10 protein-coding genes are annotated in these 15,676 nt (G+C 57.6%); 8 read left to right on the top strand and 2 right to left on the bottom strand.

Features of this window, described 5'->3' with window-relative positions:
• Positions 1-39: 39 nt before the first annotated feature.
• Positions 40-498 (top strand): hypothetical protein, encoded by a 459-nt coding sequence (locus QP978_RS01565; protein WP_224783785.1) that lies wholly within the window; start codon positions 40-42, stop codon positions 496-498.
• Here the strand turns inward: QP978_RS01565 and QP978_RS01560 are convergent.
• A complete protein-coding gene (locus tag QP978_RS01560; RefSeq protein ID WP_284856758.1) occupies positions 495-1,826 on the bottom strand; it encodes an Rv3212 family protein in 1,332 nt (443 codons plus the stop codon). The two genes, QP978_RS01565 and QP978_RS01560, sit on opposite strands and share 4 nt — an antisense overlap.
• A 68-nt stretch (positions 1,827-1,894) precedes the next feature.
• Entirely contained in the window at positions 1,895-3,259 is a 1,365-nt protein-coding gene (locus tag QP978_RS01555; RefSeq protein WP_049191109.1) for a DEAD/DEAH box helicase, read from the bottom strand.
• Between the two features lie 94 nt (positions 3,260-3,353).
• On the opposite strand from QP978_RS01555, the gene QP978_RS01550 reads away from it, so the two are divergent.
• From QP978_RS01550 to QP978_RS01520, 7 genes are all read left to right on the top strand, one after another.
• Positions 3,354-3,578: a DUF3107 domain-containing protein gene (locus tag QP978_RS01550; protein WP_246820028.1), complete on the top strand. Its 225-nt coding sequence runs from the start codon at positions 3,354-3,356 to the stop codon at positions 3,576-3,578.
• Positions 3,578-4,486, top strand: a complete 909-nt coding sequence (locus QP978_RS01545) for a DUF3152 domain-containing protein (protein WP_049172838.1) — start codon at positions 3,578-3,580, stop codon at positions 4,484-4,486. Before QP978_RS01550 ends, QP978_RS01545 begins: the two co-directional genes overlap by 1 nt.
• Positions 4,487-4,495: 9 nt before the next feature.
• Positions 4,496-5,347, top strand: a complete 852-nt coding sequence (locus QP978_RS01540; protein WP_048733339.1) for a TIGR02569 family protein — start codon at positions 4,496-4,498, stop codon at positions 5,345-5,347.
• Positions 5,348-5,450: 103 nt separating this feature from the next.
• Complete coding sequence (locus QP978_RS01535; protein ID WP_232250854.1) at positions 5,451-8,801, top strand: ATP-dependent helicase; 3,351 nt, start codon at positions 5,451-5,453, stop codon at positions 8,799-8,801.
• A 2-nt stretch (positions 8,802-8,803) separates the two neighbouring features.
• Positions 8,804-12,298, top strand: a complete 3,495-nt coding sequence (locus QP978_RS01530) for an ATP-dependent helicase (protein ID WP_284856757.1) — start codon at positions 8,804-8,806, stop codon at positions 12,296-12,298.
• Positions 12,299-12,413: 115 nt separating this feature from the next.
• Positions 12,414-13,481, top strand: a complete 1,068-nt coding sequence (locus QP978_RS01525; RefSeq protein ID WP_016422233.1) for a potassium channel family protein — start codon at positions 12,414-12,416, stop codon at positions 13,479-13,481.
• A 119-nt stretch (positions 13,482-13,600) separates the two neighbouring features.
• Positions 13,601-15,670, top strand: coding sequence for an ATP-dependent DNA helicase UvrD2 (locus tag QP978_RS01520; protein ID WP_284856810.1), 2,070 nt, complete (start codon positions 13,601-13,603; stop codon positions 15,668-15,670).
• Positions 15,671-15,676: the final 6 nt, after the last annotated feature.

The following is a 15,676-nucleotide window of genomic DNA, read 5'->3' as shown; positions in this document are numbered from 1 at the left end:
GGTGTATTTATCGGTTCGCACCGGGCTAACATGTAGGGCGTGAGTAACCAGAAAAACAGCAGCAATGCGCCCAAATCGCGTACTACCGACCAGCTTGCGGCAGCCGACGGGCCGATCGCCGCACCTCAGGTTGTTATGGTCGGTGCGTGGATTGGTGTCGCCGAATGTGCCCTCGGTCTGGGCTACGGGATCTTCCTTCTCATTCGTGATTTGATGGGGTACCGCGACGAGGCCGCGGTCATTTCCGGTTGGGGTACCGCGCTGTGGTTCCTTCTCATTTTCGGCGCTGTTCTCGCTGGTGCGATTATGTTGCTGCGTGGCGCCCGATGGGGGCGCGGGCCGATTATTATGCTCAACCTCTGCTTGCTGGGCGTGGCCTATTACATGTTCCGCTCGAGCGCTTTTCTGCTTGCTCTACCGACGGCGGCAGCTTCAATTGCTGCGCTGGCCTGTATGTTTAGTCCGAAGGCGATTGATTGGGCTGCCCGCTCTTTCTAAGCTTCGATGGCGAACGCGTCGACTGACTCACCGCGCTGAACTAGTAGCGTGTCACCGACAACCGCAAGGCGCACGGGCACTTCCGGCTTGTCCGCATTATTTGCATGAGTGGACTTCGCAGCTGCAGGCAACGGGAGTGTGCCGATAATCTCGAGAGTCTTGGCATTCAATACCGCGACTCCGTCAGCGACTGGCATGAAAACATGCTCACCCCATGGAGCTGGGGTTCCTGTGGCCTCAGGAAACTCGAAATCCGGCGCCAGGGTGCTCGGGCGGAAGCCCAGTAAACCACGCGGCGACCACCACGTCATGTGATGGGGAAGATCCGTTGTAAAAGGCGCACGCGGGGCATCGCCGTTGGAGTTAGCTTCCGCCGGTGCTGGGCGCAGGGTAGTCTCATCCAGCGCCAATTCAGTCAGCATCGTGCCGTCCATACGAAAAACTCGGATGCGATTGTCTGACAGTACCGCCGCCGTGTCCTGGCCAATCGATACCAGTGACATATCTGCAGTTACCGGACCAAGGTCAATATCGCTCTTGACCTCCGGTTTCCGAGACTCCTCCGGATTTGCCGCCTGCATGACCAGGCGCCCGTGACCATCGCAGTTGTTTACGACGGCCAGCAGCTCCACGCGCGTGAGCGCACTGATAATCGAACACTCCGGATGCGGCTGCATCTTCGGTTCCGGAGACGCTGGAATCTTGCCGTACTCGACTACTCGGACCAGGTCAGAGCGCCACAGCTCCAGGAATCCAGAGTCGTAGACACCCGCGTATGAGTTCGAGCGCACGGCGGCAGGGCTGTCAGCCGCAATCGATTTACGGGTCGCGACATACTGCCCCGAGTCGGGCTTGAGTGCAACGGTCTCACCGCAGCCAGCTGCCCCACGAAAAGTCGCGAAAACTTGGCCATCACTGCCCGAGAGCGCACAAAGCGGAATATCTCGTCGATAGTGCCAGCGCTCCGTGCCGTCGTTAAGCGAGATAGCACGCACGCCCCGGTCCTCAGCAACGATGAGGGAGTTGTCCATCACCAGTGGCGCCGGGGAGATGGTCTGCGTGCTTGTGCTTGCCGACGATTCGGTGGACCACACCGGCCGGAGAGTATGTGGCATTGCCTCCGGATCGTTCGCGGCCGGGGCTTGCGCTGTGCTGCTCGTCGGTGCCGTGGATTCAGTGCGATTGACCTTACGAGCCGGAGAAGCGACCCATGTCCAACCGACGACTAGCACTACGGCGATGATGAGAACTACTGATGCGATTCGATTGCGGCGCAGTCGGGTCTCTGCAGTGGTGGGCTCAGCGTTGGCTTGTGGTGACTGCAGCACGGTTGGAATGTCCTGTCGACGAGTGGTCGTGGCGAGAGGTGAGGCGGGGAGTTGGCACGCGCAGCGGCCTAGCTGCGACGATGAGAATTGGAGTGGCCGGCCCGCTTTGAGCTTCGTCCTTGGCCGCGATTGCGATGATGAGCCTGTGAGCGGTTGTTTCGCGGGCCTCTCCCGCCACGCCCGCGAGGTGGTCTGGAACCCAACACCGGGCGGGCTGGCCCGACCTTCTCATCGATCCCCTCGGGGATGTCTAGAGCTTCAGCGAGCTCGGGGGAGGTGGAAAACCACGTCGGAATCTCGGCCATGTCCAGGTCGAGAGCATCTGAAATAGCCTTCCACTTTGTGGTTTCATCCCAGCCGACGAGCGTAACGGCGACACCGCTGTGTCCCGCGCGGCCGGTGCGGCCGATGCGGTGGACATAGGTCATTTCGTCATCGGGCACCTGATGGTTGATGACGTGGGTGACATCGTCGATATCGATACCGCGAGCCGCGACATCGGTTGCGACCAGGACGTCGACGTCGCCATTGCGGAACGCCGTCAGCGAGCGCTCACGTGCAGGCTGGCCCATATCGCCGTGGACGGCAGTGACCAGGAAGCCGCGCTCGCCGAGCTGCTCAGCAACGGAAGCGGCGCCACGCTTCGTGCGAGCAAAAATGATGGTGCGACCACGACCGTTGGCTTGCAGGATGCGGGCAATGACCGAGACCTTATCCATCTGGTGCGATTGGAAAACGATCTGTTTAGTGGTCTCGTGGACTGTGGCCTCTTCCTCGCCTGATTCAGCGCGGATGTGCACCGGGCGATTCATAAAGGTACGTGCGAGAGTCAGAATTGGGCCCGGCATTGTTGCCGAGAAGAGCATGGTCTGACGTTCATCTGGCACCGCAGCCAGAATCTTCTCGATGTCCGGCAGGAAGCCCAAGTCGAGCATTTCGTCGGCCTCGTCGAGAACCAAAATCTTTACGCCTGACAGCTCTAGATTATTGCGCTGGTAAAGATCGATGAGACGGCCGGGAGTACCAACGATGATGTCCACGCCGCGGTCTAGCTGTTCAATCTGTTCCTCATAGGGGCGGCCACCGTAAATAGTGCACACACGCAGATTGGTTGAGTGCGCAGCGCGGGCCAAATCCTCGCCGACCTGCACACATAGCTCACGGGTGGGGACGATGATGATTGCGCGGGCAGTGCCATCCGGTTCTGGAATGCGGGCGTCATCAAAGACGCGGTCAATAAGGGGGACACCAAAACCAAGAGTTTTTCCCATTCCAGTACGGGCTTGGCCGATGATGTCCGTGCCGTCGAGCGCCAAGGGCAGCGTCAGTTCCTGGATGGCAAATGTGCGGGTGATTCCTTCGTCGGCGAGTGCGTCGCAGATTTCCGCGGCGACCCCCAATTCGACGAATGTCGGGGACTGGGACTCTGCCACGGCGACTCCTTTGCTGTTTGTAACCTCACGTGACACGACGGCTTAATCGGTCTCTCTAATCCTAGCCGCTTTGGGAATGGTTATGATGTCACCTATGGACTTCACTATTGGATTTGCAGACAATACGCGTGAGCTGAACATTGAAAACGTCGCTGGTGGTGAGGAGGTCAAGGCTGCGATCTCCCAGAAGCTGGCTGCTGGCGAAGGTGTGATTGAGCTCAGCGACGGCGCTGGTCAGGAGTACCTGATTAATGCTGACAAGGTCGCCTACGTCCGTACCGGTAATAACGCAGACCGTAAGGTTGGCTTCTTCGCCTAATGACGCAAGAACCCTTTCTCGTACGCATTGCAAGGAGTTGGGGGTGGCGAGCCTATGCCATCCCTGTACTTGTGGTGCTCACAGTCATCATTCTCTTCGACATCTTCACTGCTGAAGATGATTCTTCAGGTTCCGGCACTGGCACTGTCGCCTCGCAGAGTGGCAATGGTCGCCCTGGTCCGGTGCCCGGTGAGGGATACGGTGATGGTTACGAGGGAGGGCAGTTGCCACCCGGTCCGGCCTTTGCCACGGAACCCTCGGGAAATTTTAAAGATGTCACCGTGGCGCATCCCCGTGTTGGGGAGGGGCGCGACAATGCGGTCAGGTATTCCGTGGAAATTGAAGACAACATTGATGTTCCTTCGATTGGTGGCGAGCGCGCCTTTGCAGAGACGGTAAACTCGATTCTGGCCGATCCACGTGGCTGGACAGCTAATCCAGATTTTTCTTTCGAGGCAGTGCCTCGCGACCAGGATCCGACGATTGTCGTGCAGCTTTCCGCGACTGGAACCGCACATCAGCTGTGCGGCAACACCTTGGGAATGGAGACCTCCTGTTACCTGTCTGGGCAGCGGGAAGGTGAGCCTGGGCGCGTGGTCGTCAGTATCGCCCGGTGGGTTCGAGGTGCCCTGCCTTTTGAGGGGGACCTGGGATTGTATCGCCAATACCTTATTAATCACGAGGTTGGTCACGGACTTGGGTACGCGGTTCACGAGCCCTGTCCGAGGGACGGCGGTATCGCGCCAATCATGATGCAGCAGACCCTGAGCGTGTCGAACGATGAACTGCACAAAATCGACAGCAGCGAGGTCTATCAGGTCGATGGTAAGACGTGTTCTGTCAACGGCTGGCCGTACCCATTTGGGGCGGACGACGATACGGCCGCACCGACTCAGAAAGCAAGGTAGTAGCAGATTATGATCGCCACTCCTCCCGACCGTGTTTTAGAGGCCTTTGGTGCCGAGGGCGAGCCGCATCGTGCCGGGCGAGCTTGGGACAATGGCTGGGTCTACGACGATTCCATTGTCCTTTCGCCGGTACATAATTCGGCGCAGGCGCTGTGGTCTGCAAAGGTTCGCAGTGCGCTAGATGTCGATGGCGTCCGAGTGGCGAAATCCGTGCGTACCAGCGACGGCCGCTTGGTTATTGCTGGGTGGCAGGCTCGTCATTTCATCCCGGGGGGATTCGCGCCACGTGCCGATGAAACCATTGTGGCCGCTGGTCGTGTGGAAGAGTCGCTTGCCAGTATTGAACGGCCACAGTTCCTCCTTGATAAGGAGCCCGATTACTTCGTCATGTGTAATCGAGCAGCTTGGGACTCTGACCCAATCGGCATCCTCGAGCAGCTTCTCGACGCGGATAGCGTCCCCCGCGCCGATTGTGCCGAGGCTCTCACGATCTCCGGTGATCTTCTCCAGCTGCGGGCAGAGATGGTTGTGCCAACGGAGCTTCTGCAGGTCTGTCACGCAGACCTCGTCGGCACGCTGCTTTACGACGGCACGGCCGCCCCGGTTCTCACCGATATCGTGCCAGCGTGGCATGTCCGTGGTTGGACAGCTGCCTTGGCGGCAGTGGATTGTCTGTCCATGATGGGGGCTGATGAGGAGCTACTGCGGCGCTTCGATCACCTGCCGGATTTCGGTCAGTTGCTCGTTCGTGCGATGTGTTATCGACTTTTTGTCCACGCTGTTAGTCCAGAATCGCAGCCGAGTGCGTATCGCGGTCTGTTCCGCGCGGCTTCGCTAGTTCGCGCGTTTGTGTCTAAGTAACGCCGGGCAGTATTTACGGGAGTTTTTGGGACGGGGGTATTTTTCTCCTTATTTCGAATGGGTGTTCGAGTATCGGTCCGGAGGTTGTGCCACAATGGTGCACATGAACGTAGATGGAATGCCGAAGGTTCGGTTCGTCCAGGAGGAACCTCCTCGTCGTCGGCAGTGGTTGGGTACTGCGGTAGAGGCGCTTTTCCCTTCCCATAATCAGGCGCTCGTGGTAGAGAACAAGCTTGTAAACCAGCCTGTTGTGCGCGTTTTAGGCGGCCCAGGGACTGGAAAGAGTTCGCTGCTGGCAGATCTCGCGGTGGACTACATGCAGGCGGGCATTCCGGCGGACAGTATTTTGGTGGTGTCACAGTCAAAAGAGGCCGCTGCGGAATTGAGGCGGGATATTGACAGGCGTTTTTCCTCTGAACTGGGGGAAGGCGGTTCGGTCGGGGCAGGCCAAGGTGGCATGGTGCGTGCCGTGCATTCACTTGCCTATGCAGTAGTACGTGATGCCGCCGTGAGTCGGGGAGAGCCTGAACCATCGTTGACCACTGGTGCACGCCAAGATGCTGTCGTGCGGCAACTTTTGGCCGGACATGCGGAAGATGGTGGTGCGTATTGGCCAGAGCGGTTGCGCCCGGCTCTCCCATTAGTCGGTTTTTCCCGTGCAGTTCGTGACTTTCTGCTGCGTGCAGCTGAGCGGGGGATTGATGCCCCGAGGCTTCAGCAGCTCGGCGTGGACTATGGCATTGAGTCGTGGTGTGCGGCTGGCAAGTTTATGGCGGAGTATCAGCAGACTATGCGGTTGGCGTGGGAGCCCAGCCTGAACGCTGCAGAGATTGTCTCTGCGGCATTGATGGAGCTGGATGCAGACGCGCAAGCACTGGCTCGGTGGGGAAAGTCGGTGGTGCTGGTCGATGATGCTGAACACCTATCCCCGGAAGCTGCGCGTCTTGTGGATCGGTTTGTGTCGCAGGCGGCGGTAGCCGTCATTACTGGTGATGAAGATCAATCGGTATTCCACTTCCGCGGTGCTAATAATGACTATCTCCGGAGGACTGGTGAGGCCGAGTGCAAGGCAATCCACTTGCAGCAGTCTTACCGCTGTAACGCTGATATCGCGGATTTAGTCAACGCAGTTTCTCAGCGCTTGCCTAAGGCTCCTGCATACCGTGGCATTGTCGGTTCAGTTGGAGCACAGGAAGCTCGTGAATCCGAAGTTGGAAACAACAGCGATACCGTCGCAGCGGAAAACTCGTACGCAGCTAAAAGTGCAGTAAAAATAGCTATTCATCCTTCTGAACGTGCACAGCGAGCCACAGTCGCGGACTACTTCCGGCGCCTTCATATTGACGAGGGAGTGGCATGGAAGGATATGGCGGTCATCGTCCGGTCCGGTGCAGGGGAGTCCTCTCTGTTCCGTGCGTTGTCGCGTGCGGGTGTGCCTGTGCAGATTGACCCAACGGACATCGTGCTAAGTCATCAGCGATTGGTGCGAGCGCTGATGGTGGCGTTGCGGGCAACTATGAACCAGCTCGATGACGTGGAGTGGGACGAGTTCCTCTCCGGCCCATTGGTCAACATGGATCCGATTGTCAAAGAGCGTCTGCTGCGCGGAATCCGAAAGGCCGACCTGTTCGGCGGGGCCGCGATGACTCAGCTCATCGGAATCTTGAAGGCAGAGGGACTCACAGCTGAACATCTGGAGCTTATTGAGTCTCTGTCGCAGCGTGAACGTCAGGCGCTGCAGGTGCCGCTGGATCTGTTGAGCGCAGCTCGTGAAGCGTTGCGCGATGGTGTGGAAGCAACTTTGTGGGCAATTTGGCAGTCCACTGGTTTGGCAGACCATCTGGTGGCGGCATCGTTGCGCGGCGGTACAGCTGGCGCATCGGCTGACCGCGATTTGGATGCTGTGATGGCACTGTTCGACTTTGCTGGTGACCGTGTGGAGCTGAATCCAAAACTGACGGTTGACGGTTTTATCGCTTCTGTGGAAGAGCAGGAGCTGCCCATCGGCGCACGTGACCGTAGCGGGGTAGAGCGCGATGCCGTGCGCATTCTCTCAGCCCATGCGGCTCTGGGCAGGCAGTGGAAAGCAGTAGCAGTTGTCGGAGTCCAGGAAGGCCAGTGGCCCAGCCTCGGTGTGACTGGCTCGGTGATGAAGCAGAACGAGTTCATCGGTCTCGTTGATCACGGAATTGAGCCGCGGGAGTACATCAATTCCATGGCGGATGCGCTGGCGGAGGAACGTCGTTTGCTGCACGTCGCGGTATCACGGGCGAGCGACAGGGTACTGCTGACCGCAGTCGATTCTCCTGACGATGTTGGAGTTCCCAGTCCGTTTATTATCGAGCTCGTTGAAAAGCTCGGTAATTCGGTGACGGAGCTGGTGAAACAGTCGGAAGCATCGTCGTCTGCGAACGGAGTCGGGGCTACGGCTAATGAAGCAAACGCCGGCAATCCGGATGTTGCAGAGGCAGAAGATGTCGCATGGGCCGGTGAAGGCCTGCCACGGGTGCTCTCTGTGGAGTCACTGCTGGCAGAACTGCGTGCAGCCGTTGTGGACGATGCGGAGACTGAGACGCGGCGTCGACAAGCTGCACGTCAACTCGCGCGATTGGCGCAGGTTGAGGTTGCTGGCGCACATCCAGACACCTGGTGGGGGCTCCGTGCACCGTCGACTTCGAAGCCGGTAAATGACAAGAAGCCGATGAGGATCAATCCCTCCAAGGTGGAAGCAACCCTGAGTTGTCCGTTGAAGGCCATGTTGGATAAATCAGCACCGACATCGGCCATGTATCTGGGCTCTCTACTGCATCAGGCGGTAGAAGCAGTCGCCAAGGGAGTGACTGTGCCTGAGGCTCAGTCTGAGATCCGGCGTGTTTTTGGGGACCTGTCCGATGATCCGGAGTGGCGTAAGCGTACTGAGGAAGAGACCTGGTTGACCGGGCTGGAGGATTGGCAGCGGTGGATTGAGACTAAGAAAGATATCGGAACCGAGGTCCCAGTAAATGTCAACATCAACGATGACATCGTGATTGTCGGACGAATCGACCGGTTGATTGAAGACGCTGATGGTGCAGTTCAAATCGTCGATATTAAAACCGGTAAGACAGCGCCCTCCGGTAAAGAAGTAGAAGGACACGCACAGCTAGCTACATATCAACTAGCGCTGTCGAAGGGGAAGCTCGTTGAAAGCGGAGATGGGCTCGCTGTGGACAACGGCGAAGGCATTGAACAATCTGGGGCATACCTGGTATTTCCGCGAAAGTCACACAATAAGACCATTATCACTAGCCGCGAACAGTCAAAGCTCACGGAAGACAAGTTGGCTGACTGGGAGCGTCGCGTAGAGCAGGTAGCACGTGCGACGTCTGGCCCGCGTGCCTTGGCGCTCGCTGGTGATCATTGCAAGTTCTGCACGCTTTCGAAGGCGTGCCCGGCAGCAGAAGGGAATCGGTAGTCATGTCGGAGGAACGAACCATCATTGATCCCGTCACCCTGTCGGAGATGATGGGGCAGGACTTTCCGCCCACCCCGCAACAAGCGGCGGTAATCGGTGCACCGATGGAACCAATGCTTGTTGTCGCCGGTGCCGGTGCTGGTAAAACAGCGACAATGGCTGCCCGTGTTGTGTGGTTGGTCGCCAACGGCTTTATCCGCCCAGAAGAAGTTCTAGGTTTGACCTTCACCAGGAAGGCAGCGCGCGAGCTCGGCGTCCGTATCCGCCAACAGCTGAATGCGCTTGCTTCCTCCGCTGCATTTCGTGCACAAGCTTCACCAGAGGTATTAGCAAGCCTCGAGGTCATTGCCCCAACCACGCTTACTTACGATGCTTATGCCTCTGAAGTCGTGAGCAATTATGGTCTTTTGCTGCCGACGGAGCCGGGGGTCACCATTATGGATGGCGCGACGCAGTGGCAGTTGGCCTGGGAAACAGCTCGCAATGTGACCGAAATTGATGTCGATATTGCGCCATCAACGCTGGCCAGTCGCATTATTGAGCTGGGGTCGAACATCGACTCAAACTTATCTACCCCGCAGGCGATTCGCGAGGAAACCGAAGCGTTCATCAGCAATATTGAGCAGACCCCGCAGAAGGGTAAACGCGAGGGACTAATTGGCGATCTACAGGGCATCGTCGATAAGCAGCGGGAGAGATTAGAGATTTTGCCGCTGGTAGAGCAGGTTCGAGCTCGGTGCAATGAAGAAAATGTCGCCACCTTCGGTATGCAGATGGCTCGGGCGGCCCGGCTAGCCACCGACTTCGCGGAAGTCGGGGAGGAGGAGCGGCGTCGCTTTAAGATCATCATGCTCGACGAGTACCAGGACACGTCGCACACACAGCGGCTGTTCCTGCGTGCGCTGTTCTCCGGTGGTTGTGTCACCGCTGTCGGCGATCCGATGCAGGCAATTTATGGCTGGCGAGGAGCAACGGCCGAAAACCTTGTGCAGTTTGTCAATGATTTTCCGCGGTCGGATGGGCAGCCAGCGGAGAAAAAGCAACTGACCATTTCTTGGCGAAACCCGCAGTCAGTGCTGCAGCTTGCTAACGCAGTCTCCGACCGTGCTTTTGCGGGGCAGGCTCGTACGGTAGAGGCACTGGATGCAGGGCCAAAAGCAGGCCAGGGCGAGGTGCAGCTTGCTTTCACTGCAACCGGTGAGGAAGAAGTTGCATACATCGCAGATTGCATGGAGACGCAATTACGCGAATGTGAAGCAGCTGGCAACAAGCTCGATGCCGCCATCCTGGTTCGGACAAATGCTGAATCGGCTGTCTATTTAGATGCACTGTCTGAGCGGGGTGTGCCTGCAATCATTGTAGGACTCGCTGGATTACTGCACTTGCCCGAGGTCATGGATATCACCTCGGTGATGAAGATATTGGTCGACCCCAGTTCAGACCAGGATGCTCTGCGTCTGCTACTCAGCCCACAGTTCAATTTGGGTGCCGCAGACGTGGAGGCACTTCGCACTCGTGTAGATCAGCTGGCAATCGCAGGAAAGGACGAGTTGGCCCGCAAGAAGGGCAACGTCGAAGAAACTTCAGACTCCTCACCGCTTTCCCAGCTCGCTCGCCAGTATGACAAGCTCGTGGAAGATGCCGAAGCAGCATCGTCCGCGGTGGGGCTGGGGCACGCCATCGCCGACCCGGATATTCGTTTTTACGACGGCACCCCGCTGGCGCGCGGCAGTGTGGAAAAAAATGGGCGGTTGGTCTGCAGCGAGTCACTGAACTACACAGATGAAGCAATGGTGCGCATCGCACAGTTGGGTGCAAGCCTACGAAAACTACGCCGGTTCTCGCTGAATAAGCCTCTGCCGGAACTGGTCGAGGACATCGCTACTGAGTTTGGAATTCGCGTAGAAGCAGCGGCTGGACAGTACGGTTCCGCTACCGCGATAACCAGGCCGACAACCGCACATCTGGATAGGTTTGTCGATATCGCTGCGACGTATTCTCAAAATATCTCGGACGATGTGACAGGGTTTTTGAACTATCTGGAATTCGCTGTCGAACACGATGATGGCTTGGAACGGGCACCTATGAACATGCCGGAAAACTGTGTCCAAATCATGACTATGCACAAGTCAAAGGGCTTGGAGTGGGAAACCGTTGCTGTTCCGGGCATCACCACCAGCAAGTTCGACAAAGTTGATTTGTCATCGTGGCTCACCAATTCAGTTCAGCTTCCTCCTGGGGCAATTACCCAGGTGGATCCGCTAACGGCTAGTGCAGAACCAACAGAGGATGCAACACGGCTTGCAGCAGGCGATTGGGCTCCTGTCGCTGATTCTGTCGATAGCAACGCCCCCGAACTGGACATATCAGGCACCGATAACCAGACCGACCTCAACAAGGTGATCAAAGCCTACAAGGAAGAGCTGCGAGAAGTGGAGAGGGAAGAAAAACAGCGCCTCTTCTACGTTGCCATGACTCGCTCCGCGAAAAAGCTCATTGTCACTGCAAGCAGGCGGCCTAATCCGAGCTTGAAGAAACCCACCGACGTGTCGGCGGACTTCGCAGCCATCGCCACTCAATTCAGTGACTATGTGGTGTCGTGGACAGATGGGGAGGACCCTGAGGTAGAGGACACTGAAGTCGATTTGGACTGCGACACTGCGGTTGATGGGGTGGTCTGGCCCGTCGATACCCTGGGCAACCGCCGAGATAGTACGCAGCGAGCAGCCAAAAGCGTCATGCGCTACATGAGAGAAGACCAGGATGAGCGCCCCATTGCAGGTGACCTGTCTGAGGTATGGGAAACGGAAACGACCATTCTCGTGGATGAAATCCTTCGAGCTAAGGCCGCGGAGATTCATCTACCAATGCCGACAAGCATGTCCACTAGCGAATACCAAGCGATGATTGCGGATCCGGTCGCGTTTGCCCGTCGGAAAGCACGCCCGGTGCCGTTTAAGCCAAACCGATTCGCGCGCCGAGGTACGGCATTCCACGCTTGGTTGGAGAATCGCTTCGGTGCACACAGTCTGCTGGACGATGAGGATCTCTTCGGGGATCAACTGGATGACTTCCTCGGCACAGAACAAGTCGCGTCCGAACGCGAACTGGAGAAATTGAAGGCGAATTTCGAGGCATCTGTGTGGGCTGACCGCACGCCAACGCATGTAGAGGTGCCGTTTGAAATTGCCATCGGGCAGAGGCGGGTCGTCGGCCGAATCGACGCGGTGTTTAACGACAACGGGAAGTGGAGCGTCATTGACTGGAAGACAGGCCAGATGCCGCGCGGAAAGGAAAGGGAAGTAGCGGCGCTACAGCTGGCGATTTACCGCCTGGCGTGGTCGGATAGGCTGCGCGAGATGGGAATGGAAACTGCCCCCGAAGACATTGAAGCCGGGTTCTTCTACGTTTCGGCAGGACGGACGCTAATACCAGATGAAGCGCTACTGCCAAGCAGGATAGAGTTAGACAGGAAAATGCGCGAGCTGATTGGATAATCATCTACGTATGTAACTGCCGCGTGGCCGTGGCCAGTTATCCAGGTGAAAGCAGCAGTTTGTATGCGCTATTTTTCACCGGGAGGAGTTTTCATGAAAGGCAGGCGAGGAGCGGTTGCGTAATCCAATTCGGAAATCTTCGGGATACGAAACCGGGCTCAATGATCTTCCCGGGCATGCACTGCTGGGAGTCATTGGCCTGCCTGAGTCCGCGCCGAAGAATCCTTGGCGGCTAATCATACGTCGTTTGAACTACGCCGTATTTTTGCTGCTGATTGCATCCGTCGTGGTCTACTACGACCGCAACGGATATACGGAGCCTCTCACCTTCATCGATGCGGTGTATTACTCGGCTGTCAGCCTGTCGACGACGGGTTACGGTGACATCACGCCGGTGACACAGAGGGCTCGATTACTCAATATTTTGATCATTACGCCACTGCGCGTGGCCTTCCTTGCTCTCTTGGTCGGTACTACTCTGACCGTTTTGACCCAAGAATCTCGGAAAACCCTGCAAATTCAGCGCTGGAGGAGACAGTTGCGCAACCACACCGTCGTTATCGGATACGGCACCAAGGGTCGTTCTGCCATTGCAGCTCTTCTCGCGGACGGCGTAGATCCGGCAGAAATCGTTGTTATTGATACGGACAAGGAAGCACTCGATCACGCTTCGAATCAAGGCTTGGCGACGGTGCATGGGTCGGCTACCAAATCCGATGTGCTGAAGTTAGCTGGTATTCAGCGTGCCCGCTCTATAGTCGTTGCACCGAACAAAGATGACACAGCGGTGCTGGTCACGTTGTCGGTCCGTGAGTTGGCGCCGGGTGCCTCAATTGTGGCCTCGGTGCGTGAATCAGAAAACCGCCACTTGTTGACGCAGTCAGGTGCAGACCAAGTGGTTATTTCTTCTGAAACCGCCGGCCGAATGCTGGGGCTGGCCACGGTGACTCCTTCGGTGGTTGAGATGATGGAAGACCTCCTGAGCCCGGATGAAGGATTCTCTGTTGCAGAGAGGCTGGTCACCGAAGAGGAAATCGGTGCCAGCCCACGGCACCTCGCGGATATTGCACTCGGCGTGGTGCGCTCGGGTGAGCTGTACCGAATTGATTCACCGGAGTGTGAGTCGGTGGAGCCAGGCGACCGGCTGCTGTACGTCCGCCGTGTCTACAGCAATGACGAATAGCACTCGACCAGTTTAAAAATGGGGTCTAACAACTTTTGACTTACTCAGAGGCGGATGTGAACAAGCCGGATTATCTAGCTGGGCTGGATCCAGACCAGCGCGAGGCAGCAACGGCTCCGATGGGGCCGGTGTGCATTCTTGCTGGAGCCGGTACAGGTAAGACCCGAACAATTACTCATCGCATCAAGTACCTCATTGACCAGGGGTTTGTGCAGCCGCAGAAGGTATTAGCGGTGACATTTACCTCGCGTGCAGCAGGGGAGATGCGCGACCGCCTGGCAAAGATGGGAACGCCTGGAGTCCAGGCGCGTACTTTCCACTCGGCAGCTCTTCGCCAGCTGCGCTACTTCTGGCCCCAAGTCGCCGGTGATATGCCCTGGCAGCTGTTGGATGACAAGAAATTCCGTGTCGTCGCCCAAGCAGTACGCCGGGTGGGCCTGGACACCTCCAAGGAAACGATCCGCGATGTCATGGGCGAGATTGAGTGGGCGAAGGCCACTCTGGCCGGTGCGGATCAGTACCAGGCCGCGCTGCGGGAGCATGGGCGCATGGCACCTCTGTCTGCGGAAAAAATTGTCGATTGCTATCACGCTTACGAGGACATAAAAACCACTCCTGACGGGCTATTGCTTGACTTCGACGACCTGCTCATCCACACCGCCGGTGCGATGGAGAATTCCCGTGCAGTGGCGGAGGAATTCCGCAACCAGTATCGGTGCTTCGTCGTCGATGAGTACCAGGATGTCACCCCGTTACAGCAGCGAGTTCTCAACGCCTGGCTGGGAGACCGTGACAACCTCACAGTTGTCGGGGACGCCAACCAGACGATCTACTCCTTCACAGGGGCGACTCCGCAGTACCTAATGAACTTCTCTCGGGACTACCCGGAAGCCACAGTTGTCCGCCTGCAGCGGGACTACCGATCGACCCCACAGGTCGTCGAGCTGGCCAACAATGTCATCGGCCGTGCGCAGGGGCGTATCGCCGGCTCGCGGCTGAAGCTGATTGGGCAGCGTGAAGACGGCCCGGAGCCGACTTTTAACCAGTACGACGATGAGCCGATGGAAGCTCGCGCGACCGCGCGCAGCATCAAGCGACTTATCGACGTGGGTACGCCGGCATCGGAGATTGCCGTTTTGTACCGCATCAACGCACAGTCCGCAGTTTTTGAGCAGGCTTTGTCCGAGGTAGGAGTCGCCTACCAGGTTCGTGGCGGGGACGGTTTCTACCAGCGTCCCGAGATCCGCGATGCCATCGCTGCACTTGTGCGAGTTTCCCGTTCCTCACGGACTGTTCCGACATTGCAGGGCACGAATCTATTGGATTTGGTCAAGCAGGTTTTCGCGGGTCTTGGCATGACTGACCAAGAGCCGGAAGGCGCTGGTGCCAGGGAACGTTGGCAGTCACTACGCGCCCTATTTGACCTGTGTAAAGACATCGTTCATGCCAACACCGAGGTCAATATCCAGGCGCTCCTCGGCCAATTGCACACCCGGCAGCAGGCCAAACATCCACCGACGCTGGATGGCGTGACGCTGGCTAGCCTGCATGCAGCCAAGGGGCTGGAGTGGGATGCGGTGTTCCTCGTTGGGCTTACCGACGGTTCGCTGCCTATCCAACATGCGCTGAATAAATTCGACCGTTCTCCTGCGCAGGGGGCGGAAGCCATCGAAGAAGAGCGCCGTCTGTTCTATGTCGGCATTACTCGAGCCCGCGAACATCTGGAGCTATCTTGGTCATTGTCGCGGACAGAAGGCGGCCGCAGGTCACGTCGCCGCACACGATTCCTCGATGAACTCGACATTGATGTCTCTGACTACTCGGCTGAGGCACAGCGAAGCTCAAGGAGCTCTAGTTCCCGCAGTAAGCGTCAGCAGTCCAAACAGTGCAAGGGCTGTACTAAGCCATTGCACACCGATGCCGAGCGGATCTCAGGGCGTTGTGAAGAGTGCCCAGTCAGTGCGGATCCTGCACTACTGGAAGCATTGCGTGCATGGCGCTTGGAAATGTCGAGGGAAATGACGGTCCCCGCATTCGTGATCTTCTCCGATGCGACCCTTCTGGCCATCGGTGAGCAGCAGCCGACTACGCCGGAGGAACTTCTGCAGATTCCCGGAATTGGAGAAGCGAAGCTCAATCATTTCGGCGAAGGCATCTTGGGAATCGTCAATTCTTTCGTGAATTCCTAGTCAGAT

Source organism: Corynebacterium sp. MSK035, assembly GCF_030232615.1.
Taxonomy (GTDB): Bacteria; Actinomycetota; Actinomycetes; order Mycobacteriales; family Mycobacteriaceae; genus Corynebacterium; species Corynebacterium jeikeium_D.
Note: the sequence above shows the minus strand (reverse complement) of the source record. Positions and strands in the feature narration are given on the sequence as shown.